This is a genomic window from Acetanaerobacterium elongatum (assembly GCF_900103835.1).
GTDB classification, from domain to species: domain Bacteria; phylum Bacillota; class Clostridia; order Oscillospirales; family Ruminococcaceae; genus Acetanaerobacterium; species Acetanaerobacterium elongatum.
This window is the reverse complement of the sequence record NZ_FNID01000006.1, coordinates 67,842-93,586: the sequence shown is the minus strand read 5'-3', so window position 1 is coordinate 93,586 and position 25,745 is coordinate 67,842. Positions and strand designations below refer to the sequence as shown.

Below are 25,745 nucleotides of genomic sequence, written 5' to 3'. Positions count from 1 at the left end.
GAGCGAATAAACCTCAAAACCGAAAAGCTGCGGGATAAATACGAGCGCACATTTAAATTTGATAAGATAAACACGGCGTGGGTAAGCGATATTACCTACATCGCAACGGATGAAGGCTGGCTGTATCTGGCGGGGATTATGGATTTATGAGGCAAGGAAATCGTCGGCTGGGCTATGGACGCCCGGATGACGAAGGCGCTTGTCATAAGATGCTTTGCAAACGCCAGAAGGAAGCGCGGCAGCCCCAAGGGTGTGATTTTGCACAGTGACCGGGGCAGCCAATATTGCAGCAAGCAATATCAGAGGCTGCTTAAAAAGCATGAATTCAAGTGCTCGATGAGCCGGAAGGGCAACTGCTGGGATAATGCTCCCATGGAAAGCTTTTGGGGCAAGCTCAAGCAGGAATGGCTGAACGACCAGCATTTCCGAACCCGTGAAGAAGCGAAGGTGGCGGTCTTTTGGTACATAGAGGTTTATTATCACCGGAAGCGGCTGCACACCGGGAACGGCTATCGGACCCCGGCTTCGTTTAGCGGCCACGTTGCTTAAAGCATTAATTAGAGCCGCTGCAATCTTATGGTAAAAGCCAATGGCATCGAAATGCTGAAATGAACGCAACTGGGCTTAATTCAGAGCAAAGCTGCAATAAATAACGAAAACTTGATGTTTTCTTTGTCTTTAAAACTTAGGCCGGGCCAGATCCATCTTTATTAGTATAACTAGAAATTTTATCATAGGCATCTACAACAGCTTTCATTATCACCAAAACCTTGGCCCAACCATTATTACCATTAGGATCGAATCCAAACTTTTTCCACCCAGGAATATGTTTTCCTTTTGTACCTTTCAAAATATGGTTTTTATCCGTGGATTTGGTACCAATTCTTTGGCTCATAGGGCGGTTTTGGTAGGCTTTAATCTTTTCATTGATATATTTAATTGTCTTTGTATAAATGCTTTTAAATGCAGTACTTAACACTAAACAGAAATTAGACCAACTTCGTATTCCGCTTGGCGACGAAAAGTAGGTTATAAGTGTTTGAAACGTAACCAGAGCACCTGTAATTATAAAAAAGGCTGCTATAGCGGCTTCTTCAATTCCAGTAAAATAGCCAGAAGGATCACTCATATTTGTTGGATTATTTAAGCAGTAAGTAAATAAGTTATATTGAATCAGACTATCTTGGTCAATACCTAATATATTCGTATCATCCGCATTAATGAACCTACCAATCTCCGGCTCATAATACCTGCTATTAAGATAATACAGCCCCGTCTCGGTATCATACCGGTACCCGCGGTAGGGGTTCTTTACACCAACAGTATCGGCAAGCGAACCTGTAATCCCAAGCAGCTTGCCCCAAGTATCATAACTGTATGATACAACCTCGCTTCCGCTGGTGTCAAGGATGCCGGTAATATCATTCTGCCCGTTGCGGATATAGTAATACTCGGTGCCGTTCAACTTAAAGCCGTAAAGGTTGCCATCGGCGTCATAGAAAGAAGCTGCGCCACCATAAAGACGACGCAGTTTACTTATCTATCACTATTTATTGTTTGCTTGTTCTATTAATACTTTAATTAATCAGAATCATCATTCCAGTCTATTTTTTTACAACGTATAAATACCTCATTTGATTCGTTAAAGATAAAATTATGTGTCCATGAATCTTGATTATTCAGTATTTCGCCATATAAATATTCAGAAAGGCTAATATACTTATCAAAGTTTGCCATTTTAATCCAATACTCAGTCACTCCATAATGTGTAAAACTACCAGAGAATTTCTCGTTTCTAATTTTAACAATTACATTATAGCTTATTTTAGTTTTTGAGTAGTCGCGTACATAAGTAATACACTCTATCTCTGAGTCATGTAAATGTTTGCTGGAAAATTTGTTAACAAGTCTTTTAGGTAATTTATTGCTAATCTTATTGAATTCCTCCCAATATTCATTTAAATTTTGTAACCAAGTGTTCTGCTCTAATCCAATTAAAAAATACCTCAATTTTTATCCTCCTAGAAAATAAAAATAGGATCACCAAGAGGGCCAGGGATAAAATTAAAGTCAGGAATAGAGTAAGTTCCGGAACCTGGTACAGGGGCATAAATGAAACCCGGTAACCCGTAGGGTACTTCTATGTTGACTGCAATTTTATTTACATTAGCATCCCAATCCCAGCCCGTTTTTTCTTTTATTTCTTTCTTAATGCTGTTAGGCGGCTCGCCTTTCTTGTTCTTGTTTTTATGATGTGGCGTTCCGTCTTCATTTTGATTGGCTACTTCTGATTTATTTTTTTCTACGTGAATATGCTTTTGATCATTTTTTACACGCGGTTGATCAATCCGGACTGAATATCCCTTTGATAGGGGTATGGAAGTACCAATGATAGCAGGTGCAGCAGATGTAATTGCATCAACTTGTTTATCATCAATACCAAAAAACGACTTTATAAAACCTAAAAACTGATCCCACAATTTAAAATGTCCTGATGGATCACGATATATTATGGGGTTATTATCACAATATGCGAATAGATTATAAGAAATAATACTCCTATTGGAACCAAGGTATGCATCTACATTAATGAACCTACCAACCTCAGGATCATAATACCTGCTATTCAGGTAATACAACCCCGTCTCGGTATCATACCTATACCCGCGATAACGGTAGGGGTTCTTCACACCAACCGTATCAGCTAAAGAGCCAGTAATCCCCAGCAGCTTACCCCAAGTATCATAACTGTATGATACAACCTCGCTTCCGCTGGTGTCAAGGATGCCGGTAATATCATTCTGCCCGTTACGGATATAGTAATACTCGGTGCCATTCAGCTTAAAGCCGTAGAGGTTTCCGCCGGCGTCGTAGAAACAAAAGCGCCACCCACAAGGGCAGCGCTTTTTTAAAACCGACAATTCTTTTTGTTGCTTCTCTTATAATCATTTTACATGATTAGGTTTCCAGTAATAATGTAACAAATATTAGAGTGAATTTTTCTTTGACTCATGAGATTAATAAACTCATTGACTGTAAAAGTTCCTAAAACAATTTCCTTATCATAAGATTGATAGCGTGCAAGAACATAAATCATTTTAACTGGTGATTGTTGTACTAAGTGATTGAGTATGGCTATAAAACTATCCATATATTGATTTTCAATTGTATATGGCGTAATATCTTCGAGATACTTTTTTTCAACCCAATCAAGAGTAAGGCTGCATTTTTCGTCTATATATTTACATATTTTAGTCCCACCCACTTCATCTTTGTCGGCTGATAAATTATACCATGTTCCATCTGATAAGGTCATAAACTTCCAAATGTCACAATATTTTTGATTGTATTCTAGATAGATATTTGTATTATTAAGTATCTCCTTGCTCTTTGTTTTTTGATTAACAGAAAGGATTATTAAATCAAACATATAACACCTCAATACCATTTGATGTTCAAATCTGTAACAATGCTAACCCCTTTATTAACAGTAGATACCAGTTGTATTACCCCCTTACTATTCACATAAATATCTGGATTTTTGCCAACCTTTTTCAAAATACTTGGCGATACATCTTTTAAAATGGCGTTTTTTGCCCCACTAACTCCATGAAAATTACCAGATACCATTTTTGATAGTTGTTGTGCTGAATATTTGGTAAAACCGCCACCACTACAAGAGTTATGTACCAAAATACTTGAATTTGACACATAATAAGTATGGAAATCCTCAACTTCAAAATTATAGACTGTTGCAGGCGTTTCCAAGATTTCATGCTGTACTTGTTCAACAATTACAATTTTCCCAGATTGCAAAACTAGCTTGTCACCAGCATTAAGTTCTATTGCCTTAATCCAGCCCTTTTGCGGAACATAAAATGGGTGTTCTGGCGTTGTTGTTATATTTTGCCCGTCAACTTTTAAGTGAACAAATTCATCTGTTTGACGTATAAAGTTTTGCACAACCCGCTTTAGCCCTTTTTCACCTGTTTCCGGATTTTCAGACCAAACCAAATCTCCAGTTTTTATCTGCTCTATTGGCTTATATCCATCTTTTGCAGCAACCAAGGTTCCGGCGACGAAACAGGCTGCAGTAAGTGCTTTTGCAGTCTTAGCACCTTTAATTGCTTTACCTACAACCGAACCAGCTGCACCAATACCGCCCCACATAAAGCCATCTGCGGCACCATCTATTAGTCCTTTTTTTAGCCCCATCTTTCCGCCGGTTGCATATCCAACGGCTCCTCCGATTGCAGCACTTGAAACTGTACTTATTGCAACTCCTATTAGTAATGGTGCTAATGCTCCGCCAGAACCAACCGTTAAAACTATAGCAGCAGTTAAGGCAACTGCTCCGATAGCCAGTTTAGCCCAGTTCGGCAATTTCCAAGTACCCTCAAGATCTAAATGGTTGACAGGATTATTGGTACAATAAGCGAACAGATTTCCACTTAAAAGGTCATCGCTGTTCTCAATAGTATTATCAAGAGTATCCGCATTAACAAACCTGCCAACTTCCGGGTCATAATACCTGCTATTCAGGTAATACAACCCCGTCTCGGTATCATACCTATACCCGCGATAACGGTAGGGGTTCTTCACACCAACCGTGTCAGCCAGAGAGCCGGTAATCCTCAGCAGCTTACCCCAAGTATCATAACTGTATGATACAACCTCGCTTCCGCTGGTGTCAAGGATGTCGGTGATATCATTCTGCCCGTTACGGATATAGTAATACTCGGTACCATTCAGCTTAAAGCCGTAGAGGTTGCCGTCGGCGTCATAGAAGTAGTCAAGCGTATCAGTGCCGTTGGTTTCACGAACCACATCGCTGCCGTTTAAATAGTAATTGGTCGTTACGCTGTTGAATACCTTCTTAGTACGGATGCCGCCGTCGTTGTATTGATAGGTGAGGGAATCGCCGCTGCCGCTGTCTGAAAGCGCTGTGAGCTGTCGGCCCTCCCATGTGAAGGTCTTGGTACCGAAGGTGAGCATGTTGCCGATCTCATCGTAGGTAATGGCCTGCCCGTTGTAGGTCGTCAGCTTGTCCTTCCAGTTGTTATCGCCATAGGTGTAATTGATAGTGTCGGTGGCGTTCGCAGGCTCCACCGCCGGGTCGGTATATGCGTATGTTGTTTTACTCTGAATGTTACCGCCGACATCGTAGGCGTAAACGATGGTTTCATCCTGCCACAGGTTGTCCTCTCGGGTCAGCTGGCTTAACGCGTCGTAGTGGTAGGTGGCCTTCAGATTAGCATTCTCGCTGATGGTCTCGATGTTCCCCAGCTTGTCGTAGGTGTAGCTGAGCGTACTACCGCCGTTGTTAATGCTGGAGAGCAGGGTAGTCGTTTTGCTGTCGGATACATCCTCATAACTGTAGCCAACCGCGTAGTTGTTCGCCCCGTTGATGGTCTTGGTGGTTAATCTTGCAAGAGAATCGTAGGCATACGAAAGCTTCTGTACATCGTTGAGCTTAATGCCGTAGATTAGGGTGGGCGACTGCGTTGCGGCACTACCGTATACATAGCTGGTTTTGTACGAGGTGGTGCCGAAGATGTTAAAGAAATCTGCCAGACGGTTTTTGGTGTCGTATACAAACTTCATGCGGTGACCGTCGCTGCCGCTTACGCTTTGCAGCCTCTTTGCGAGGTCGTAGGTGTAGCTGTAGGTCGTATTTGCCTGCAGGTTCTGAGAACTGTACAGGTTGAACTTCCTATAATGAGTAGAGAATTATCCGAGCAAAGGCAGAAAAAAGGCAACTGAGAGAAAGAGCTCAGATGCCTTTGGTTGGATAATTCCATTGCGCGAAACCGCGGATGGATTGGCAGAGGCTATGGGGAAAGTATCTTTGAATTTCACACAAAAATGTTTTGATAAGTTCATAGCGCAGGTATTTCGATATTTGTTATTGTAAAACTGTGCCATTCTCTGATAAAATGGATACAGCAAAGCAAGCCTGTCGTGTTAACAGACTTCAAAAGCTTTGTAGTTTTAGACCGCAGGTGGAGATAGACCGGTTCTGAGCAAACCGGAGTATCCGCACCTCGGGCACTGTGAGGGCTTTCTGCCGATGAGTTTTTGGATCAGCTGCTCGGCAGAAAGCTTTTCTTTTGGAATCAGCTTAGTTCCGGTTTGCAGCTTGCAGATTCTCAGCTTTTTCTGTTTTCCACGGCTGGAGAGGAAACCATAGTGACGAATTTTTGTGAAGCTAGACGGCAAGACGTGCATCAGGAACCGCCGAATAAACTCCTCTGCACTTAACGTCATCTCTTTCCAGTGGCTACTGTCCCGGTAATCCCTCCATTTGAACGTAACGACACCATTTTCAAGCTTGAGGATTCGGTTGTTGGAGATGGCTACCCGGTGGGTATAACGACCAAGGTATTCCACAACACAGGCAGCATCCTTAAACGGCGGCTTGCAGTAAACCACCCATTCCTTCCGGTAACAGACATTCAGCAGATTCTGGTCAACATCCGGAAACTGCAAGTTCAGTAGCGCCAGAAACTTCCCCCGGAATTTGCGGGATAGTACTCGTACCGGGAGAAAGAACTTCTTCCGTGAAGCTTGCCATCTGCCCAGAGCGGTCAGTCCGCCGGACGGAACAATGCAGTGGATGTGGGGGTGAAAGCAGAGACTCTGTCCCCGGGTGTGCAGAATAGCGGTGTGACCAATTGTTGCTCCCAAATACTTCTTGTCTTTGGCTAACTCCTGTAACGTCTCTGCCACGCAACGAAACAGCAGATTGTAGCAGTCCCTTTGGTTTCGGTGAATTAGGGAATTGAGCTCCTGAGGCACCGTAAATACCACATGAAAATAGCTGACATCCAACAGATCCGCTTTCCGGGCGTCAATCCAACGCTCTTTGGCAAGGGTTTGGCATTTGGGACAATGCCGGTTACGGCAGGAATTGTAGGAAGGCTTTGTATATCCGCATTCAGGACAATAATCCATATGTCCGCCAAGGTGGGCGGTTCGACAGTTCTGGATAGCATTCATGGCTTTGAGCTGTACAAGGGACAGTTTATGGCCTTGGCGGTAAGCCGCACCGTATTGTGTAAGGATATCCTGTACCTCAGGCATCGGACTTCACCCTGGGGTTGCGTCCTTGCCCTTTTTGTAGCGAATCCAAAGGGCTTTCAATTGCCTGATTGATATTGCTTAAATGCAGATAGAATGCTGTGGTTTGGATAAAGGTATGTCCCAGCAGCTCTTTGATTTGGCATACTTCCACACCGGACTCCAACAGATGCGTGGCAAAGCAGTGCCGTAATGTATGAACAGTAAACGTGTCTGGCAAATTGGCCTTTTTGCAGTATCGATGGAATGCGTCCTGAATAGCCCGCGTGGTCATGATGCTATTCTTCCGTCCTCTGGAATAGAACAGATATCCATCTGGATGACTGGGACGATATTGTTTCCAATACGTACGCAGAAGCTCCAGATTGCGCTGCGAAAGCACAGTAAAGCGGTCTTTGCCGCCTTTTCCGTGAAAGACAAAGATGCGCATTTGTTCGCTGTCAATATCCTGAACGCGCAGGTGTGCAACTTCAGATATGCGCAATCCTGCGCCGTAAACAGTCTCAAACATTGCTCTGTCCCGCAGGTTGTCTATCACAGAAAAGAAACGCGTAAGCTCTGTTTTGCTCATGATGGAAGGGAACTCACGGTATTGGCGGCGTCTGGGAATGATCTGATAATTCAGATTTCGACCCAATACAGCGCCAAAGATAAAACGGAGAGCGCTGTTGTGGATATTTACTGTGCCAGAGGCTTTTCCGCAATCCAATTGGTGTAGCAGAAACTCTCGAATTTCAACCTCACCCATTGTTTCTATTGGACGGTTATCAAAGTAGCGGAGAAACATCGTAAGCTTGCCGAGATACTGTTCTACCGTACGGGGTGACAGTCCTCGCAGTTTCACCTCGTCATATGCTCGCTGATAGACCTCTTCGTTTGTCATGGAATCATCTCCTTAAAAAGTGATGCTTCCATTGTAATATACATGCGAAAAACCTGCCGCTCTTGCAGCAGGTTTCGTAGAGTTGTGAGTTATGGCCGTAATAACCACCGCGTTAGCGGTTTAGTGCTATGTTTATACAAGAAAATATACCAAAAAGCAGGGATAAGTACAGCTTTTGTACCTATCTCTGCTTTTTTCTGGGGCTGACTTTTGAGCTGCCTCGCTTTTTGCAAAAGTTACAGTTAATTACTGGCTAATAACACAACGAATCACTCCAATATTTTCTATGATGCTTATGTGGCAGACACCTTAAAAAAATAGCGGTTAAATCAAACCAATAAAACTTGAATAATGTGCGCCACAGTGCAAATAATACTATCAACAACAATACTGCCGGTATACTTCAATGTAAACTCTTAATATTCTAAAATGAAATGAAATAAGGGAGGAACTATAATCAATGAAAGCTACCGGGATCGTGAGACGTATTGACGATTTGGGCCGGGTTGTTATCCCAAAAGAGATAAGAAGGACGATGCGAATCCGTGAGGGCGACCCCCTAGAGATATATACCGATAACGACGGCGAGGTTATCTTTAAAAAGTATTCTCCTATCGGGGAGCTATCCTCGTTTGCTACACAGTATGCCGATGTGCTTTATAAAACGGGCGGCGAACCAGTTGTGGTGTGCGATCGTGACCATGTAATCGCTGTATCCGGAATTCCCAAGAAGGAGCTTCTGGAACGCCGGGTTTCCCCGCAGCTGGAGGAGCTCATGGAGCAGCGTAAAACCTACTCCTTTACATCCAAGGAACAGCGGAAGATGCAGCCGGTGGAGGGCGTGGAGCGTTATGCGCTGGTTTGCGCGCCCATTATCGCGGCAGGCGATGTGGCAGGCTCGGTAATGTACTTGTGTAACGAGAACCAAAACCCCGCGGGGGATGTAGAGGTAAAGCTTGTGCAGGCGGCAGCGGCCTTCTTAGGCAAGCAGATGGAGGAATAACAGCCGGAATATTTAAGTTTTGTGCGTATTTCTGCCGTTTAGCCCTTGCATTCGCAGTATAAATGTGGTATCTTTATTAAGGTAATGATGTTCGTATTGAAAGAGTGGGTTGCCCCACTCTTTCATGCGTATTACGGGCTTATACTAAAGCCCGCGGCAGACATCTGATACTTATATTCGTCTAAGAAATGTACAAATAATCGAGCAAAAGCTTTGATATATGCGTTATGCAAAGATTATTTCGCTGCATCTCTAACGAGGACTAGTATCAAATTAGGCGGTTGTGAATCGTCAGTGAACGGAGGGTTTGCTTGGCAAAGAACAAGGAACGGAAAAGCACGGTTGAGGTGGTCTACGACCTTTGCGCGCCTGTTGCGGAGCGTATGAGGTTTGAGATTTGGGATATCCGCTTTGAAAAAGAAGGCGCGTCGTGGTTTTTGCGCGTTTTTATTGATAAAGAGGGCGGTATCACCATCGACGACTGTGAGGCCTTCAGCCGAACCATTGATGCGATGCTTGACGAGGCCGATCCTATCGAGCAGAGCTACTATCTGGAGGTATCCTCACCGGGGCTGGACCGGGAGCTGATAAAGCCCGAGCACTTTGCCCGCTATCTGGGAAGTCTGGTGGATGTTCGAACCATACGCCCGGTTGACGGCATGCGCGATTTTACAGGCACGCTTACCGGTTATGAAGACGGGCAGGCCTTTGTAAAGCTGGAAGACGGCGAAACCTATACCTTTAAAAAGGCTGATACCGCGTTTATACGCTTGAATATTGATGATATCGATACCGATATTAATTTTGGAGGAATAGACGACAATGAATAACGAGTTTTTCGACGCGCTGAATCTGCTCGAAAAAGAGAAGGGTATCCCCAGCGACCTTTTGATTGAGAAGATACGAAATGCCATACTCAACGCCGTGAAGCGTGATTACGGCGCATCCGATAACGTCATCGTAGAGATCGACCCTGCCGAGGGCACTTTTAACGTAGCCATCCGCAAGCAGGTGGTAGAGGTGGTTGAAAACAATGCCACCCAAATTCAGCTGGAAGAGGCCAAGAAGTACAGCAAACGCGGCAAGCTTGAAGATTATGTCGATGTTAAGCTCGAAACCAAGCAGTTCGGGCGTATTGCCGCGCAAACAGCAAAACATATTATTCGTCAGGGCATCCGCGAGGCAGAAAGAAGCCAGACGTTTAAAGATTTTCAAAGCAAGCACCACGAGATAGTTACCGCTGTGGTGCAGAAGGTTGACCCTAAGAAGGGCAATGTTACCCTTGAGATCGGCAAGAATGAAGCCGTTCTGCCAAAGAGCGAGATGGTACCCGGCGAGGTGCTGCGTGAGGGCGACCGCGTGAAGGTGTACATTGTTAATGTAGAAGAAGGCGATAAAGGCCCGAAGGTGATGATTTCGAGAACCCACCCTGGGCTGGTGAAGCGCCTGTTTGAGATGGAGGTGCCCGAAATCTACGACGGCACCGTTGAGATCAAGGCCGTTTCGCGTGAGGCCGGTTCCAGAACCAAGATTGCCGTTTACAGCAAGGATGAAAACGTAGATCCGGTAGGCGCCTGCATTGGGCCCAAGGGCACCCGCGTTTCCCGTATTGTTGATGAGCTGGGCGGCGAAAAGATCGACGTGGTGCGCTACAGCGACAGCCCCGAAAAGTTTGTGGCCGGTGCGCTTTCACCCGCCGACGTGGTGAGTGTGGAGGTATTAGACCTCAACGCCCGTTCCTGCCGCGCAACCGTGCCCGACAGCCAGCTTTCACTTGCTATCGGCAACAAGGGGCAGAATGCAAGGCTCGCAGCAAGGCTGACGGGCTATAAGATAGATATCCGGCCGGAAAGCGGCCCGATCGGCGAAGACCTGCCCAAGGGCGAACAGGAGTAATTGATAAGGTGTCGGGGGCAAAACCCAGTCAATCGTAAAAGAAGGAATCTTCAAACTCCGGAAAGGTATGATTTAGACTATGCAGACAAAACGTGTGCCGCTGCGCATGTGCACCGGGTGCGGCGAAATGAAGCCGAAGCGGGAGCTTGTTCGAGTGGTGAAGAGCGCCGAGGGCGAGGTGTCGCTGGACCTGACGGGGCGCAAGGCGGGCCGCGGAGCGTATGTATGCAAAAACCCCGACTGTTTGAAAAAGGCACGTAAATCAAAGCGTATTGAGCGGGCATTCGCAAGCGCCATTCCCGACGAGGTTTACGACCGGCTTGAGGAGGAATTGCGAAAAGATGGATAGCGATAACGCAAAGCTGCTTGCAATGATTGGCATGAGCAGGCGAGCAGGCAAGCTGGTGCTGGGCTTTGATGTTGTGGCCGATACGGTTCGCTCCGGTAAGGTGCAGAGTGTATTCTACGCCTCGGATATCTCCCCAAAAACATTAAAGGAGCTGCGCTTCTTGTGTGAACGGGAGAGTGCCGAAGCGGTTGCGGTAAACGCCACGATGGACGAGATTGGGCATATCACCGCCAAACGGGTGGGGATATTTGCGGTAACCGACGCGGGATTAAGACGTAAGATCAGTGAACTGGCTGAATGTGGAGGTAAGATATGATAAAACATAAATTATTCGAGGTTGCAAAGGACTTAGGGCTTCAGAGCAAGGATTTAATGGATTTTCTTGCTCCGCGCATGGAGCTTGATAAAAAACATATGACGTTGCTCGATGAGCCGACGATGAACCTTATTTACGATCATTTTACAAAGCTTTATGCGGTGGAGGGCTACGAGCTGCCACTGCCTTCTGGAGCAGCCCCGGCGGGTAATCCCCAGGCAGGCAATACAACAGCAGCCACTTCCAGTACGGCACCTGCCGCGGCCACTCCGGTTGCTGCTGCACAGCAAAAGGCTCCTGCTAGCGGCTTTCAGGGGGGGCAGCCTAACAGGCCCGCACAGCCGAAGCCCGATCAGCCGCAGCAGAATTCCAGCAAGGGGCAGCCAAAGGTTACCCGCCATGTGGATACCCGCGCCGCAAACGTAGACCTTGAAAAGTATAACGAGAAATACGAAAAGATAGCCCCTGCCTCCAACATTGTCAAGGACAGCGTGCAGAATAACAAACAAAAGCTCACTCAGAAATCCGCGATGAGGGGCAAGCAGAAATACGGCAAACGCGAAACAGAGGCCGATAAGCTCAAGAAGCTTGAGATGATTAAGAAAAAGCGGCAGGAGATTAAGGTTGTTATACCCGATATGATTACGGTAGGGGAGCTTGCCTCCAAGCTGACGGTAACAGCCTCCGAGGTTATCAAAAAGCTGATGCACCTCGGCATTATGGCCAGCATTAACGAGGAGATCGATTTTGATACTGCTGCGACGATTGTTTATGAGTTCGGCGCGAAGGTAGAGAAAGCGGTTGTCGTTACCATTGAAGAGCGTTTAATCGACATTACCGAGGATGCCGAAGAGAATCTGGTGGAACGCAGCCCCGTTGTGGTGGTTATGGGCCACGTAGACCACGGCAAAACCTCGCTGCTCGATGCTATCCGCAACGCGAACGTTACCGCTACCGAGGCTGGCGGTATTACACAGCATATCGGTGCATACCGTGTAATGATTAACAACCGTTATATTACCTTCTTAGATACCCCGGGCCATGAGGCGTTTACCGCAATGCGTGCACGCGGCGCTCAGGTTACCGATATCGCCATTCTGGTGGTGGCCGCCGATGACGGCATCATGCCGCAGACCGTAGAGGCCATCAACCATGCCAAGGCAGCCGGCGTTTCAATCATTGTAGCCATCAACAAGATGGATAAGCCGGGCGCCACCCCCGACCGCGTAATGCAGCAGCTCACCGAATACGAGCTGGTGCCCGAGGAATGGGGCGGCGACGTAATCTGTGTTCCCGTTTCGGCCAAGAACCATACGAATATCGATAAACTGCTGGAAATGGTACTGCTCGTTACCGACATAAAGGAACTCAAGGCCAACCCCGACCGTCTTGGCAGAGGTACGGTTATCGAAGCGAAGCTTGATAAGGGCCGCGGCCCTGTTGCTACGCTGCTGGTACAGAATGGTACCATGAAGGTGGGCGACTTTGTAATCGCAGGTACCGCTGCGGGGCGTGTCCGCGCCATGCTCGATGACCGCGGCAATGCTTTGGCCTCCGCCGGCCCCAGCGTTCCTGTCGAGATCACCGGTCTTGACGAGGTACCCAGCGCGGGCGATGTATTTAACGTAGTAGAGGATGAACAGCTTGCCCGTAAACTGGTGGAGCAGAGAAAAGATACCGCTCAGGAAGAGAAATTCAGCCGATACACCAAGGTTACACTCGATAACCTGTTTGCCCAGATAGAACAGGGCGCAGTAAAGGATTTAAATATCATCGTAAAAGGCGATGTGGCAGGCTCGGTAGAGGCAGTACGCCAGACACTGGAGAAGCTTTCGAATAACGAGGTGCGTGTTCGTGTCATCCACGGCGGCGTAGGTGCGGTAAACGAATCAGACGTGATGCTTGCCAATGCCTCCAACGCCATTATTGTAGGCTTTAACGTTCGTCCCGATCCGGTGGCGCGCGCCAATGCCGAAAGTCTGGGCGTAGAGCTTCGCCTGTACCGCGTAATCTACGATGCGATAGACGATATCAAGGCCGCAATGAAGGGCATGCTTGCGCCAAAGTTCAGGGATGTAGACCTTGGCCGCGCCGAGGTGCGCCAGACCATCAAGATTACCAATGTAGGCACCATCGCGGGCTGCTATGTGGTGGATGGCAAGATTACCCGTACTGCGCAGATACGCATTGTGCGTGACGGTATTGTTATCGCCGACGATAAGATATTGTCGCTGAAGCGTTTTAAGGATGACGTAAAGGAAGTTGCGCAGGGCTATGAATGCGGCATCGGCCTTACCAAGTTCAACGATATTAAGGAAGGTGACGTACTCGAGGCCTACATGACGGAAGAATACCGCGAAGATTAGTTTTTAACTGCGGCTTATACTTATCTCAATGATAAAAAGGTTTAATAAGAGATTGGTATTGTCTCCGTATTTTGCAGGAAAGGGCATGGATCTTAAAATGGGAAACCATAAAGTAGAACGAATCGGCGAGGATATCCGCCGCGAGCTTACTGATATCATGCGTTCCCTCAAAGACCCGCGTATCACCGGCTTGCTCAGTATTGTAAAGGTGGATCTATCCGGCGATATGTCTCACGCCAAGGTATATGTCAGTTCGATGGACGGCTTTGAAGCCGCCAAGGAGGCGGTGAAGGGCCTTCAGCATGGCGCGGGGTTTATTCGCCGCGAAATCAACGAGCGCCTCAGTCTTCGAACCTCTCCGGAGCTTAAGTTTATTGCCGACAACTCCATTGAGCACAGTGCGGAAATCAGCCGCCTGCTCAAAGAGGTGGAGCCCGCGTCCCGTGCCGAACAGAGCGGGGAGAATGCGCAGCAATAGCCCATATAACCATACATGCTATTTTAAGGGCGCGCATTGTCGCGCCCGCGGTTTATCTCTCGGGTTTTCATATGCGTAATTAAATTCGTATCTTAAAGGTGGAACTGCTGAATGAATATCGGCTTGAAAAAGGTCTGCGAAGCACTTCTTGCACACGACAGGTTTCTGATTATTACCCATCAAAGCCCGGACGGTGACACGCTCGGCAGCGGCTTTGGCCTTTATTACGGGCTCAAGCAGCTGGGCAAGCGCGCAAGGGTGGTTTGCTCCGATGAGTTTCCGGCTAGGTACAATTTTCTGTTTCAGGATTATCAAGACGATTCCTTTGACCCCGAATTTATTGTAGCGGTGGATTTAGCCGATAAACAGCTGTTCGGCTCCCAATATGCAAGCCTTGCCGATCGTGTGGATATCTGCATCGATCATCACCCCTCCAACACCCGCTATGCACGCGGGGTACTTTTAAAGCCCAAGGCTGCGGCCACCTGTGAAATCATCTATGAGGTGCTCAAGGGCATGGGGGTTACGTTTGATGAGCGCATTGGCACCTGTATCTACACCGGCATTGCCACCGATACCGGCTGCTTCCGCTTTTCGAACACCACTGTAAACAGCCACCGCATTGCCGCGCATATGATGCGGTATAACGTAAAGATCGGTAAGATTAACCGCCTGATGTTTGAAACCAAAACTCAGAGCCGTATTGCCATTGAACAGCAGGTACTCAATTCAATTGAGTACTATTTTGACAACCGCTGCGCCATGATCTCGGTAACAGGCGATATGCTCAAAAGCACCGGTGCCACCGAGTGCGAGCTGGAGGGGCTTTCCACCCTTCCGCGGCAGATTGAGGGCGTACAGATCGGTGTAATGCTGCGCGAAAAAGAGAACGGCGATTTCAAGGTTTCCATCCGCTCCAACGACGGCTTCGATGCCTCAAAAATCTGCGGGCTGTTAGGCGGCGGCGGTCATGTGAAGGCGGCCGGCTGTGTGGTTAAAGGCGGGCTGGAGAATGCTAAAAAAGTTCTTATAGAAACGATAGCGCAGTTTGTTTAAAGGGCTATACCCATATAAGATAACACATAAGAATCTTGCTGTAATATCAAGGAGGAAGTAAAAATGGATGGCATTCTTTTAATGAACAAGCCGCAGAACTTTACCTCCTTTGATGTTGTGGCCAAGCTACGGGGTATCTTGAAAACCAAAAAGCTCGGGCATGCCGGAACGCTTGACCCGATGGCAACCGGCGTGTTGCCGGTGTTTGTGGGAAGTGCCACCAAGGCATGTAACCTGCTGCCCGATTCCGATAAAACCTACATAGCCTCCCTTCGGCTGGGTATTACCACCGATACGCAGGATATCTGGGGTAAGGTAACGGCCGCGCGTCCCCACTCTGTAACTGCCGCTCAATTTAGGGCAGCGGCGGCACGGTTTGCCGGTGAGATTACCCAGCTTACCCCGATGTACTCTGCCGTAAAGGTAGACGGGCAGCGGTTGTATGATATCGCGCGTAAGGGCGGCGAGGTAGAGCGCCCCACCCGCACCATTTATATCCATAGCCTTGCTGTTTTGAATGAGGACGAGCAGGCAGGGGAATATACCATAGAGGTATCCTGTTCCAAGGGCACCTATATCCGCACCCTGTGTAGTGATATCGGCGAGAGCTTAGGCTGCGGTGCCGCAATGACCTCGCTTGTTCGCACCAAAGCGGCGGGTTTTACACTAAACGACTGTCTTACCTTTGATGATGTTCAGCGGCTGATGGAAGAAGGAGCTCTTTCTGAGCAGCTGATTGATGTAGAGCGGGCGTTTATGAGCTTACCCTCGGTAAGGCTCAGCGAGGAAGATACCCGTCGGTTTAAAAACGGTGTAAAGCTGGATATAAGCGCACTTACCGTTCCGCTTACCGAGGACAATATCAGGGTTTATGGCTTTAACGAAGAGTTCATAGGGCTTGGTTATATTGAGCAGGATACACAGCTCTTAAGGGTACGTTCATTCTTTGAGAACAATATGTATAAAAAGTAAGAATAATGGAATAATATAAGTTGTATGGGCTAAAATTCACTTGCATTCTAAAAAGAAAGGGCGTTTGCAACGTTGATTACGATAACAACCTTAAAAGGCAAGCCCCCTAACGTTCCGTGTGCTGTAGCACTTGGTTACTTTGACGGGTTACATATCGGGCACAGGGCGGTTATCCGTAAGGCCAAAAGCTATCAGGCCAAAGGGTTGAACACCTGTGTTTTTTCATTTTCCACCACCACCGCTAACCCCAAAAGCGGTAAAGGCAGTCAAAACCTTATCACCCTTCCCATGAAAGAAAGATTACTGCGGCGTATGGGCGTTGATTACCTCTATGTACCTGATTTTACCGAGTTTAAAGACCTTGAGCCTGAACAATTCGTTAAAAAGATACTGCAGCAGAGGCTCTGCGCTAGGGTAGTGTGCTGCGGTATCAACTTTCGCTTTGGCAAGGGGGCACAGGGGGACGTAAAACTGCTGGAACGCCTTTGCAACGAGCATGGTATTACGCTTCATGTGGTGCCTGATGTGCTGGTAGATGGAGAGACTGTCAGCACCACCCGTATACGAACGCTGATGGAGGAAGGCGAGACGGTGCTTACTGCCAAGCTGCTGGGCAGGCCGTTTTCCTACGACTACCCGGTGGTAACAGGCAGGCATATCGGCCGAACCTTAGACTTTCCCACCATCAATCAGCAGTTTTCAGAGGGGATGTTCCTTCCGCGCAAAGGGGTATATGCCTCTTATGTAACTCTTGGCAGCAAGCGCCTGCCGGGGGTTACCAACATCGGCGTGCGCCCCACCATCGAGGGAGGTCTTCAACCCAACAGCGAAACCTATATCATCGGTTATACCGGAGACCTTTATGGCAAGCGAGTGGAGGTGCACTTGATTAAGTATCTGCGAGAGGAGCAGCGGTTTGAAACTCTTCAGGCGCTTAAAGACGCCATTGCCAACGATACCGCCGCCGTACAGCAGAATTTTGACCGCTGGTTAAAGGAAGTACGGTGGAAATGAAATGATAGCATTTGGGCTGGGTGCGGGGTATTTACTTTGTCCTTCAGTTGTGCTATAATAAACCAATAATGTGTGCCGTAAAATTGGCCGCATTCCATGCCACGTCTTCTTGGCTTAGGGGTTAAGCCTTGTATTCAAGGAGTTTTGCCCGCCCTAGGCTATGATTCAGTGGACTATTTTAAAGAGGTGAAAGCTATGTTAAAAGAGCAGAAGACACAGGTTATTCTTGAGAATGCCAAGCATGAGGGTGATACCGGTTCCCCCGAGGTACAGATTGCGATTCTTACCCAGCGTATCAACGACCTCACCGAGCATCTCAAGGAGCACAAAAACGACCACCACTCCCGCAGAGGCTTGCTGAAGATGGTTGGCCGCCGCCGCAATCTTTTAAACTATCTGATGAAGAAGGATATCGAGAGATACCGCGAAATCATCAAGAAGCTCGGCATTCGTAAGTAATTTTATGAGTATGAAGGCAGGCGGAATCTCCGTCTGCCTTCAAACAAATAGTGTAAACATCACCCAATGTTTATTTTGTACGGCGTTTGTGCAAAATAAAAATAATAAGTTTGTTTTTTGGGTTGTGCCGCTTAGGTTTTAGCAGTGAATCGGGTGCTTAAGCACTCGGCGTTTAAGCATCGGATTTATTGCTAAACCGCGGCTGCCCCAATACAATATAAATTTAAGGGGGCGCCCTGTGCTTTTAGGGAGCCCTGAAAATTGGAGGTAGCATATGTCACAGTTCAGAACCTTTGAAACTACCTATGCAGGCGGCAAGCTTGTAATAGAAACCGGCAAGATGTGCGGGCTATCCAACGGCTCCTGCCTTGTTCGTTACGGTGAAACCGTGGTGCTGTGTAACGTTACGGCATCCCAAAAGCCCCGCGAGGGCATCGACTTCTTCCCCCTTTCGGTGGATTTTGAAGAGAAGCTTTACGCGGTAGGCCGTATCCCCGGCTCGTTCTTAAAGCGCGAGGGCAGGCCCACCGATAAGGCCATTCTTGCCTCCCGCCTGGTAGACCGCCCCATCCGCCCGCTGTTCCCCAAGGATATGCGCAACGATGTGTCGGTGGTTATGACGGTAATGAGTGCAGACCCTGACTATTCCCCAGAGATTGCCGGTATGATCGGTACCTCTATCGCTATCTCGATTTCCGATATCCCGTGGAACGGCCCCATCGGCGGCGCAAATGTTGGCTTGGTAGACGGCCAGGTTGTTATTAACCCCAACGCTGAGCAGCGCGCGAAGAGTGAAATGAGCGTTACCGTTGCCGCTACCCGCCAGAAGATTGTTATGGTAGAGGCCGGTGCCAATGAAGTGCCCGAGGATGTAATGCTCGACGCCATCATCAAGGCGCATGAAGAGATTAAGGGTATCATCACCTTCATTGACGGTATCGTAGCCGAAATCGGCAAACCCAAGTTTACCTTCGAGTCTATGGAGGTAGACCACGACCTGTTCGAGGCAATTAAGGCGTTTGCCATCGATAAGGTAAAGTATGCGCTGGATACCGACGACAAGAACGTGCGTGACGCTCGTCTCGCCCCGGTTGTAGATGAGGTAACCGCCAAGTTTACCGAAGAATACCCCGACCTCGCGGCACAGATCCCTGAGGTAATGTATAAATTGCAGAAATACGTGGTTCGCCGCTGGCTGCTTGATGAGGGCAAGCGTGTAGACGGCAGAGGAATTGACGAGATTCGTCCTCTTTCCGCCGAGGTTGGCCTGCTGCCGCGTGTACACGGCTCCGGCCTGTTCACCAGAGGCCAGACACAGGTGCTCACCATCGCTACCCTTGGTCAGGTTCGCGACGCCCAGATTCTTGACGGCATCGACGAGGCCGAGAGCAAGCGCTATATGCATCAGTATAACTTCCCTTCCTACTCGGTAGGTGAAACCAAGCCCAGCCGTGGCCCCGGCCGTCGTGAGATCGGTCATGGCGCACTGGCAGAAAGAGCGCTCGAGCCGGTTATCCCGTCGGTAGAAGAGTTCCCCTACGCCATCCGTATGGTGTCTGAGGTGCTTTCGTCCAACGGCTCCACCTCACAGGGCTCCATCTGCGCCTCTACCCTTGCACTCATGGATGCGGGCGTGCCTATCAAAACCCCGGTAGCGGGCATCTCCTGCGGCCTTATCACCGAGGGTGACCGCTTTATGACGATGGTGGACATTCAGGGCCTGGAAGATTTCTTCGGCGATATGGACTTTAAGGTAGGCGGCACCCACAAGGGTATTACCGCCATTCAGGTAGATATTAAAATCGACGGCCTTACCCCAGAGATTATCAAGGAGGCCTTCGAGAAAACCCGCAAGGCTCGTCTCTATATCCTTGATGAAATCATGGCCAAGGCGATTGCTGAGCCGCGTAAGGAGCTTTCCAAGTATGCGCCTAAGATGCTCACCATGAAGATCGACGTGGATAAGATTCGCGAGGTAATCGGTCAGGGCGGAAAGGTTATTCAGAAGATCTGCGCCGAGTGCGACGTTAAGATTGATATTGAAGAGGACGGCAGCGTTTTTGTTTCATCTATTGATATCGATAATGCCCGCCGCGCTATCCGCGTTATCCAGACCATTGTAATGGACCCTGAGGTAGGCGCATTCTATAAGGGTAAGGTTACCCGCCTGATGAACTTCGGTGCATTCGTAGAGATTGCCCCCGGTAAGGAAGGCTTGGTACACATCTCTAAGCTCGACACCAAGCGTGTGGAGAAGGTGGAGGATGCCGTTTCGGTAGGCGACGAGATTGTGGTAAAGGTAACCGAGATCGACCAGCAGGGCCGCATCAACCTCTCCCGCCGCGATGCGCTGCTTGAGATGGAAGCCAAGAAGAAGCAATAATCACATTGTAATCTAAGCGGAGGCGGATGTGTGAAGTCATCCGGCCTCCGCTTTCGTCTATTATATAGAGAATTAAGACTTTAAAGGGAAGGCGTAGTTTAATATGATGGAAAAACTTACTTGTAAACTGCTCCCTATTGTTTTTTCGGCTTGCATGGTGCTTGGGCTGGGCGGTACACTTTATGCCGCCAATACCTTCAGCGCAAGGCATTCAGCCCTTACAGCCACCTCGTCAAACGAAACCAGCAGCTCTGTCAGCAGCGGCGGCCCAAGAGAGGTTACCGATACCACAACACAGGTAAGCTGTGATGTATCGGCGCTTACCTTACCCAATGGGGTTACAGAAGCTTGGCCGGGGGTGGGCGAGATTATCGAGAGTTCGGTAAGCGATAAGATTGCCTCGCTGGTAAAGGACATAGGCCCCTTAAGCTTTCATGTGTTGAAGACTTATAGGCTGAGGATTCTTAACCAGTCCGCCATCGAGTTTACCGATTACAAGGGCCTGGTGAAGGTGCGTTTCCCCATCCCAAGGGGAGCAGACGGAACACTAAAGGTATACCGCTATGATACAACCGCTTTAACCGATATGGCGGCTGTAAAAGACGGCAACTATCTCCAGTTCTTTGTACACGATATGGGCTACTTTGTTATCGTTCAGAGCAACGGTATAGATGAAGCCCAGCTAGTCGGCGGTGTTACCGAAGCGCCTGCCATTCCCGAAACCGGCGCACCTCATCAGTCGCTGCTGCCCATAGTTATCGCAGGCTTTAGTTTGATCATCTGTGTGGTATATGTTGCCTGCCGCAGAAAGCGCGGCTAATACTAATCACCGATAAAGTATATTCAGATAATGCGCTGGCATCATCATAAAAATCTTTATCAAAACCCATATACGAAAGGCTTGGATTTGTTTTTTTATATACTTTTTAATCGGATATAAGTGTAAGTGTATTCTGGGCTTAGGCAATAGGTAAGCAAAAGGAAAATTCATGACAAAGATAGGCACCATCCAAACGGAAACTCCGAGGATGGTGCCTAATTGTTTTTCAGTATTCACTAGCGTTGGAAGTCATTTATTGAGCAATCTCCGCATTGGGGGTATGCACCGGTTTTCGGGCAAAGGCGGTATTCAGTGCGGTACAGAGCATTACAGCGGCAACGGTGAGGTCGGCAATACGGGTGATAAACCAGTAAGGCTCAAGAGCATAGAACGCATTTGCAGCCGCAGCAGTGAGCATACCCAACGCATTTGCTGTAATAAGCACAAAGCCCATAATACCGCTTATAAAAAAGCAGCGACGGGAGAATTTGCCCTCATTGCCTGATACAGCAAACGCAAAATACAGAAAATATACCGTCATAGCGATAAGAGAAAGCAGGGTGAGCAGGTTTTCACTGATCGGCAGAACGGTGGCGTTATGCATAAAGGCATTTAACAGCCTGATGGTTGCCCATGCCGCGGGCAGAAGCGGAAGGAACTTACTGCTCCCGGTAAGGGAATGGCCCGAAACAGCTCGAACACCAAGATACAACAGCACAGCGGATGCAATAAGCCCCAAAATAATGGCAATCATATCCTTTGGTTCCTGCGAGGCGTTTAAAAAGGCGTCCGGCGTGCCAAAAGCAGAGGAGAACAGGTTCACGGCACCGGCAAGCAGAAGAAAGAAACCTAAGGCGCGCCCGCGATGGGGCAGGGCAGGGGTTTCCTCAAAGAAGCTTTTGTCCAGAAAAGAAACCGTAAACGTTACGATAAAAACCGCCGCCAGCAGCCCATATAATATCGGAATGGTAGCGCTGAAGCTGGCGTAAAATCCGGTACTAACATCAATAATCCAAAGATACTGCCAGAGCCGCAGAGCGGCAAGGGCGGCGGCAGAGGCCACAGCCAAGCCGCAGATAGTTCGATATCTCAATTATAACATCTCCCAAACAGACGGCCTCCAGAGAAACGTCACATAATGTTTCAGAAAGCCCAATTAATAATCGTAATTCTAATCATAGCACATTCTTATGGCAATTTCAAACAAAATGGTTTTTGTCAGCCCATTATAAATGAATTTATCTATGTTAAGTGCCTAATAAGGCTTCTGACTATATTTTAGTTCATTCTATGGTAAATTATTCTTTTCTGTGTTCAGCGGCCTTCGTAAAGGACGGATAATCACTTAACAACAGCCGGCTATGGCCGGTTCCGCCAGCAACCGCACGATAAATATTTATATTCCTAACTGCAAACGAATATCTTAATTAACGCCTCCACCTTGCCTTACTCCAATGGTTTGCCGAGTTTATTGATATTCTCTACTGCATACAGCGGTAGATTCACAATCCACTCTTCTCTCTTGTAATCTGCCATAGATGTACGGACGGAAAGTGCGGGATTGTATTTATCCTTATATACCCGCAGACTTTTGGCTTTAAGATTAACTTCCGCTTTAACTTCAACCGGAATGATCAGCTCGCCAGTATCGATAACAAAATCAATCTCGCAGGAACCTCGGTCATTGGTATAATAATAAACGCCTAAATCGTCAATTGTTTTCAACTGCTGACAGACATACTGTTCTGTCAGTGCACCTTTGAATTCGGTAAACAAATCATTGCCGTCAAGCAGCGTGCTCTGACGTAGCCCGGTCATACAGCCTAGAAGTCCTACATCAACTATGAACAGCTTGAAGGCCTTCAAATCTTCATAGGCTTTCAGTGGGAAGCCCGCCGCGCTCACACGGCTGACCCTATGGATAAGCCCGCAGTCGGAAAGCCACATGATTGCCGTTTCATATTCCTTTGCCCGTCCACCTTCACGCACAAGGCCATAGACGAATTTCTTATTTTCTTTAGCAAGCTGTGAGGGAATACTGTTCCAGATCATACGGATTTTTGGCACGATTTCATAGGGTGCGTGCTTGAAAAAATCCTGTTCGTAAGCTGCAAGAATTCGCTTGTGAATATTACGTACTTCGTTGAAATCTTTATCATCAGCAAAGCTCTGTACCGCCTCCGGCATACCGCCGACGAAATAGTAATGCTTGATTGCATCGATATAGTTCTGCTTGAAAGAGGTTATCATCGGATAATCCTGCTTGTCAAGCAGCTCTGCGAAACGCTCGTTTCCGGTTGCCATCAAAAACTCTTTGAAGGACAGCGGATAAAGTTTCAGAAAATCTACCTTGCCTACGGGGAAAGAAGTCCCCTGATGCAAAGCAATACCCAGGAGTGATCCAGCACAAACAATATGATATTGTGGTGCGTTCTCGTAAAAATATTTTAGAGAGGAAAGTGCTCTCGGAACTTCCTGCACCTCGTCAAAAATCAGCAGCGTATTGTCCGGATTGATTTTTCGCCCGGCATAAAGCTCCAGCCCCATAATCAGACGGTCCGTATCAAGGTCTGATGCAAACAGCTCCGTCATTCTGGAATTAGAATCGAAGTTAATATATACAGTATCAGCATAGGCTTTTTTGCCGAACTCTTTCATTAGCCAAGTCTTACCAACCTGCCTAGCACCTTCAATAATTAGTGGCTTACGATGCTTGCTTTCTTTCCATTTATATAGATTTTCGATTGCTATTCTGTACATACTCGCAACCTCCATTTAATGTTACAAGTATATTATAGCACTGAATTACAAAAATAACAATGAATAATAGGATATATTCTACAATATTTACAACAAAAATGTTTTACATACGATATGACAGAGGCTCAAAAAATATCATGGTCAAACAGGGTCAAAAAGTTCGCTGCTCATCCCGAATCAAAAAAACACTTCTCAAACCCGCATAGTGGTGAGAAAAATCGAGGTTCTCCGCGTACAAAAACTCCTTTCTATATATTAGTAAAAATCAATATGATTATAATCAAAAGCTTCTGTTCTTTCGCTTACTAAACTAACTTCTTGTCATTTAATCGAATGTTTAACAAGTCTAATCAAGAAAGTGATATGTATATTTTGCCAAGCCTAATGCAGTAGAGATATTTGAAAAGCATGTCGAATCAATCGACGAATTATCTTATGCTGCCATTCAAAGAATGGTTGATAGAATAACCATAACAAGGAATACAGAAGGTGAACTGGATTTTGATTTTAGTATTACAGCACAGTTTTCTTACTCGGAAATCAAAAAACCTCTTGCACTACTTATTTCTCAAACTGCATAGAAGGGAAAGTTTCCTAACGTGTCCCGTGGTACATGTTATACATTTTTTATCAATGAATTGTTATCTAGCACTCAATATAGATACAGCAAAGGAAGACCCAACCTTTCGGTTGGGTCTTCCTTTACAGTAAACACTAGCTTTTAGGCTTGTGTTTATTATTGGTGCGGCAAACGGGACTTGAACCCGTACGTCAGAGACACACGCCCCTCAAACGTGCCTGTCTGCCAGTTCCAGCACTGCCGCACATCGCGAAATTTATTATAACATTAACCTTGGGCGTTCGTCAATAGCAATTTTCTCTTTTTCTCGTTATTTTTATTTGTAAAAATCAGGCTGTCAATTGTGCGGGTTAAGTGGCCGACGATACACCGGCTGCTACAAGATTCTGCTGGTGCTCCTCCCATGTTGCGGCATAATAATAGTTGTTTTTCTTGTCAGTCACAAAATAAAGATAATCGGTCTGCGCGGGATTAACAGCTGCCTTGATGGCATCCAACCCCGGGTTACAGATGGCTCCGGCCGGCAGCGCAGCGCACTTATAGGTATTATAATACTTGTTGTAACGATTGATATCCCCCGAAATAAAGGGCTTGATGGCGCCCTCTACATAGGTAATGGTTACATCACACTGAAGCTTCATTTTATCGCTGAGGCGGTTGTGCAGCACTGATGAAATCTTTGGCATCTCTTCACTGCCGAAGGCCTCTTTTTCAATAATCGAGGCCATCGTGATGATCTCATCCACGGTAAAGCCGCTATCCTTAATCTGCGCACGCAGGGTATTGTCTATCTTCTCTTCTGTATGGGCAAGCATCCGGCGGATAATGGCGTCCGGCCCGTCGCCGGTATAAATCTCGTATGTATCGGGGAATAAAAGCCCCTCCAGCTTAAAGCATCGGTTGGGGTTTTCGGTCTGCTGTGCTACCAAGGGGAACTCACTGAAATCCCCTGTCTGGCTCGCATTAATGAATTCGTCCGTCGTGCAGATACCCTTCTCCTCCAGCAGCATACCGATACGGGCAAGAGTATACCCCTCGGGGATGGTAACCGACATAGTAAGAGGCTCTTCGGAAGAGGATTGCTGTGAGGCCGTTGATTCTTCAGACGTTCCCGCCGTCAGGGAAGTAGTAACGGAGCTTTGAAGTGACCAAATCCCCGATGAGCTGTTTAGGCTTTCGGCCGAGGAACCGATATTTCCCGTTGACTCACCGCAGGCAGTGAGTACAAGTGCTGCCGCGAGAGCTAATATTCCTGATGATAAAAACATTTTCTTCAAGGCTGGCACCTCTAATTTTATGCATGGGGTTGCAGGCTTTTACCTGAATTTCG

23 protein-coding genes, 1 tRNA gene and 1 pseudogene are annotated in these 25,745 nt (G+C 47.3%); 14 read left to right on the top strand and 11 right to left on the bottom strand.

Going from position 1 to position 25,745, the window contains the following annotated elements; genetic code table 11:
* Window positions 1-549 (top strand): annotated as a pseudogene (locus BLR50_RS03190) (IS3 family transposase); the annotation flags it as partial.
* A gap of 136 nt (window positions 550-685) precedes the next feature.
* Here the strand turns inward: BLR50_RS03190 and BLR50_RS03185 are convergent.
* From BLR50_RS03185 to BLR50_RS03155, 7 genes are all read right to left on the bottom strand, one after another.
* Window positions 686-1,531 carry an RHS repeat-associated core domain-containing protein gene (locus BLR50_RS03185; protein ID WP_092638482.1) on the bottom strand — a complete coding sequence of 282 codons (846 nt, stop codon included), beginning with the start codon at window positions 1,529-1,531 and terminating at the stop codon, window positions 686-688.
* A gap of 50 nt (window positions 1,532-1,581) precedes the next feature.
* Complete coding sequence (locus tag BLR50_RS03180) at window positions 1,582-2,010, bottom strand: hypothetical protein (RefSeq protein WP_092638480.1); 429 nt, start codon at window positions 2,008-2,010, stop codon at window positions 1,582-1,584.
* 11 nt (window positions 2,011-2,021) lie between these two features.
* Window positions 2,022-2,921, bottom strand: coding sequence for an RHS repeat domain-containing protein (locus BLR50_RS03175; protein ID WP_092638440.1), 900 nt, complete (start codon window positions 2,919-2,921; stop codon window positions 2,022-2,024).
* Between the two features lie 29 nt (window positions 2,922-2,950).
* Window positions 2,951-3,430, bottom strand: a complete 480-nt coding sequence (locus BLR50_RS03170) for a hypothetical protein (protein WP_143008030.1) — start codon at window positions 3,428-3,430, stop codon at window positions 2,951-2,953.
* 8 nt (window positions 3,431-3,438) lie between these two features.
* Window positions 3,439-5,604: a polymorphic toxin-type HINT domain-containing protein gene (locus tag BLR50_RS03165; protein ID WP_092638438.1), complete on the bottom strand. Its 2,166-nt coding sequence runs from the start codon at window positions 5,602-5,604 to the stop codon at window positions 3,439-3,441.
* A 387-nt stretch (window positions 5,605-5,991) separates the two neighbouring features.
* On the bottom strand, window positions 5,992-7,083 hold the full coding sequence (locus BLR50_RS03160) for an IS91 family transposase (protein ID WP_092638437.1): 1,092 nt from the start codon (window positions 7,081-7,083) through the stop codon (window positions 5,992-5,994).
* The gene (locus BLR50_RS03155; protein WP_092638436.1) at window positions 7,076-7,963 is read right to left on the bottom strand and encodes a tyrosine-type recombinase/integrase; all 888 of its coding nucleotides are present in this window, start codon (window positions 7,961-7,963) and stop codon (window positions 7,076-7,078) included. The genes BLR50_RS03160 and BLR50_RS03155 overlap by 8 nt, the downstream gene beginning before the upstream one ends.
* A gap of 460 nt (window positions 7,964-8,423) precedes the next feature.
* Here BLR50_RS03155 and spoVT point away from each other — a divergent pair, with 460 nt between their 5' ends.
* The 13 genes from spoVT (at window position 8,424) to BLR50_RS03090 (ending at window position 21,075) form a co-directional block, all read left to right on the top strand.
* On the top strand, window positions 8,424-8,966 hold the full coding sequence (gene spoVT / locus BLR50_RS03150) for a stage V sporulation protein T (protein WP_092638435.1): 543 nt from the start codon (window positions 8,424-8,426) through the stop codon (window positions 8,964-8,966).
* A gap of 311 nt (window positions 8,967-9,277) precedes the next feature.
* Entirely contained in the window at window positions 9,278-9,796 is a 519-nt protein-coding gene (locus BLR50_RS03145; protein WP_092638434.1) for a ribosome maturation factor RimP, read from the top strand.
* Window positions 9,789-10,862 carry a transcription termination factor NusA gene (gene nusA, locus BLR50_RS03140; RefSeq protein ID WP_092638433.1) on the top strand — a complete coding sequence of 358 codons (1,074 nt, stop codon included), beginning with the start codon at window positions 9,789-9,791 and terminating at the stop codon, window positions 10,860-10,862. The genes BLR50_RS03145 and nusA overlap by 8 nt, the downstream gene beginning before the upstream one ends.
* A 79-nt stretch (window positions 10,863-10,941) precedes the next feature.
* Window positions 10,942-11,211, top strand: a complete 270-nt coding sequence (gene rnpM / locus BLR50_RS03135; RefSeq protein WP_092638432.1) for an RNase P modulator RnpM — start codon at window positions 10,942-10,944, stop codon at window positions 11,209-11,211.
* A complete protein-coding gene (locus tag BLR50_RS03130; protein ID WP_092638431.1) occupies window positions 11,204-11,527 on the top strand; it encodes a L7Ae/L30e/S12e/Gadd45 family ribosomal protein in 324 nt (107 codons plus the stop codon). The genes rnpM and BLR50_RS03130 overlap by 8 nt, the downstream gene beginning before the upstream one ends.
* Window positions 11,524-13,893, top strand: a complete 2,370-nt coding sequence (gene infB / locus BLR50_RS03125) for a translation initiation factor IF-2 (RefSeq protein WP_092638429.1) — start codon at window positions 11,524-11,526, stop codon at window positions 13,891-13,893. The genes BLR50_RS03130 and infB overlap by 4 nt, the downstream gene beginning before the upstream one ends.
* 97 nt (window positions 13,894-13,990) lie before the next feature.
* Window positions 13,991-14,371, top strand: coding sequence for a 30S ribosome-binding factor RbfA (gene rbfA, locus BLR50_RS03120; protein ID WP_092638427.1), 381 nt, complete (start codon window positions 13,991-13,993; stop codon window positions 14,369-14,371).
* A 111-nt stretch (window positions 14,372-14,482) separates the two neighbouring features.
* Window positions 14,483-15,427 (top strand): DHH family phosphoesterase, encoded by a 945-nt coding sequence (locus BLR50_RS03115; RefSeq protein WP_092638425.1) that lies wholly within the window; start codon window positions 14,483-14,485, stop codon window positions 15,425-15,427.
* A 63-nt stretch (window positions 15,428-15,490) separates the two neighbouring features.
* Window positions 15,491-16,399, top strand: coding sequence for a tRNA pseudouridine(55) synthase TruB (gene truB / locus BLR50_RS03110; RefSeq protein WP_092638423.1), 909 nt, complete (start codon window positions 15,491-15,493; stop codon window positions 16,397-16,399).
* A 72-nt stretch (window positions 16,400-16,471) separates the two neighbouring features.
* The gene (locus BLR50_RS03105) at window positions 16,472-17,413 is read left to right on the top strand and encodes a bifunctional riboflavin kinase/FAD synthetase (RefSeq protein ID WP_092638421.1); all 942 of its coding nucleotides are present in this window, start codon (window positions 16,472-16,474) and stop codon (window positions 17,411-17,413) included.
* A 195-nt stretch (window positions 17,414-17,608) separates the two neighbouring features.
* The gene (gene rpsO, locus BLR50_RS03100; protein WP_092638419.1) at window positions 17,609-17,872 is read left to right on the top strand and encodes a 30S ribosomal protein S15; all 264 of its coding nucleotides are present in this window, start codon (window positions 17,609-17,611) and stop codon (window positions 17,870-17,872) included.
* Between the two features lie 274 nt (window positions 17,873-18,146).
* Window positions 18,147-20,255, top strand: coding sequence for a polyribonucleotide nucleotidyltransferase (locus BLR50_RS03095; protein ID WP_092638417.1), 2,109 nt, complete (start codon window positions 18,147-18,149; stop codon window positions 20,253-20,255).
* Between the two features lie 103 nt (window positions 20,256-20,358).
* Window positions 20,359-21,075, top strand: a complete 717-nt coding sequence (locus BLR50_RS03090; RefSeq protein ID WP_092638415.1) for a hypothetical protein — start codon at window positions 20,359-20,361, stop codon at window positions 21,073-21,075.
* Between the two features lie 253 nt (window positions 21,076-21,328).
* Here BLR50_RS03090 and BLR50_RS03080 read toward each other — a convergent pair whose 3' ends face one another.
* The 4 genes from BLR50_RS03080 to mltG all read right to left on the bottom strand — a co-directional run bounded on the left by BLR50_RS03080 (window position 21,329) and on the right by mltG (window position 25,683).
* Window positions 21,329-22,168, bottom strand: coding sequence for a hypothetical protein (locus BLR50_RS03080; RefSeq protein ID WP_143008029.1), 840 nt, complete (start codon window positions 22,166-22,168; stop codon window positions 21,329-21,331).
* Between the two features lie 353 nt (window positions 22,169-22,521).
* Window positions 22,522-23,835, bottom strand: a complete 1,314-nt coding sequence (locus BLR50_RS03075; RefSeq protein ID WP_092638409.1) for an ATP-binding protein — start codon at window positions 23,833-23,835, stop codon at window positions 22,522-22,524.
* Between the two features lie 740 nt (window positions 23,836-24,575).
* Window positions 24,576-24,659, bottom strand: a tRNA-Leu gene (locus tag BLR50_RS03070).
* A 106-nt stretch (window positions 24,660-24,765) separates the two neighbouring features.
* A complete protein-coding gene (gene mltG / locus BLR50_RS03065; RefSeq protein ID WP_242871677.1) occupies window positions 24,766-25,683 on the bottom strand; it encodes an endolytic transglycosylase MltG in 918 nt (305 codons plus the stop codon).
* Between the last annotated feature and the right edge of the window lie 62 nt (window positions 25,684-25,745).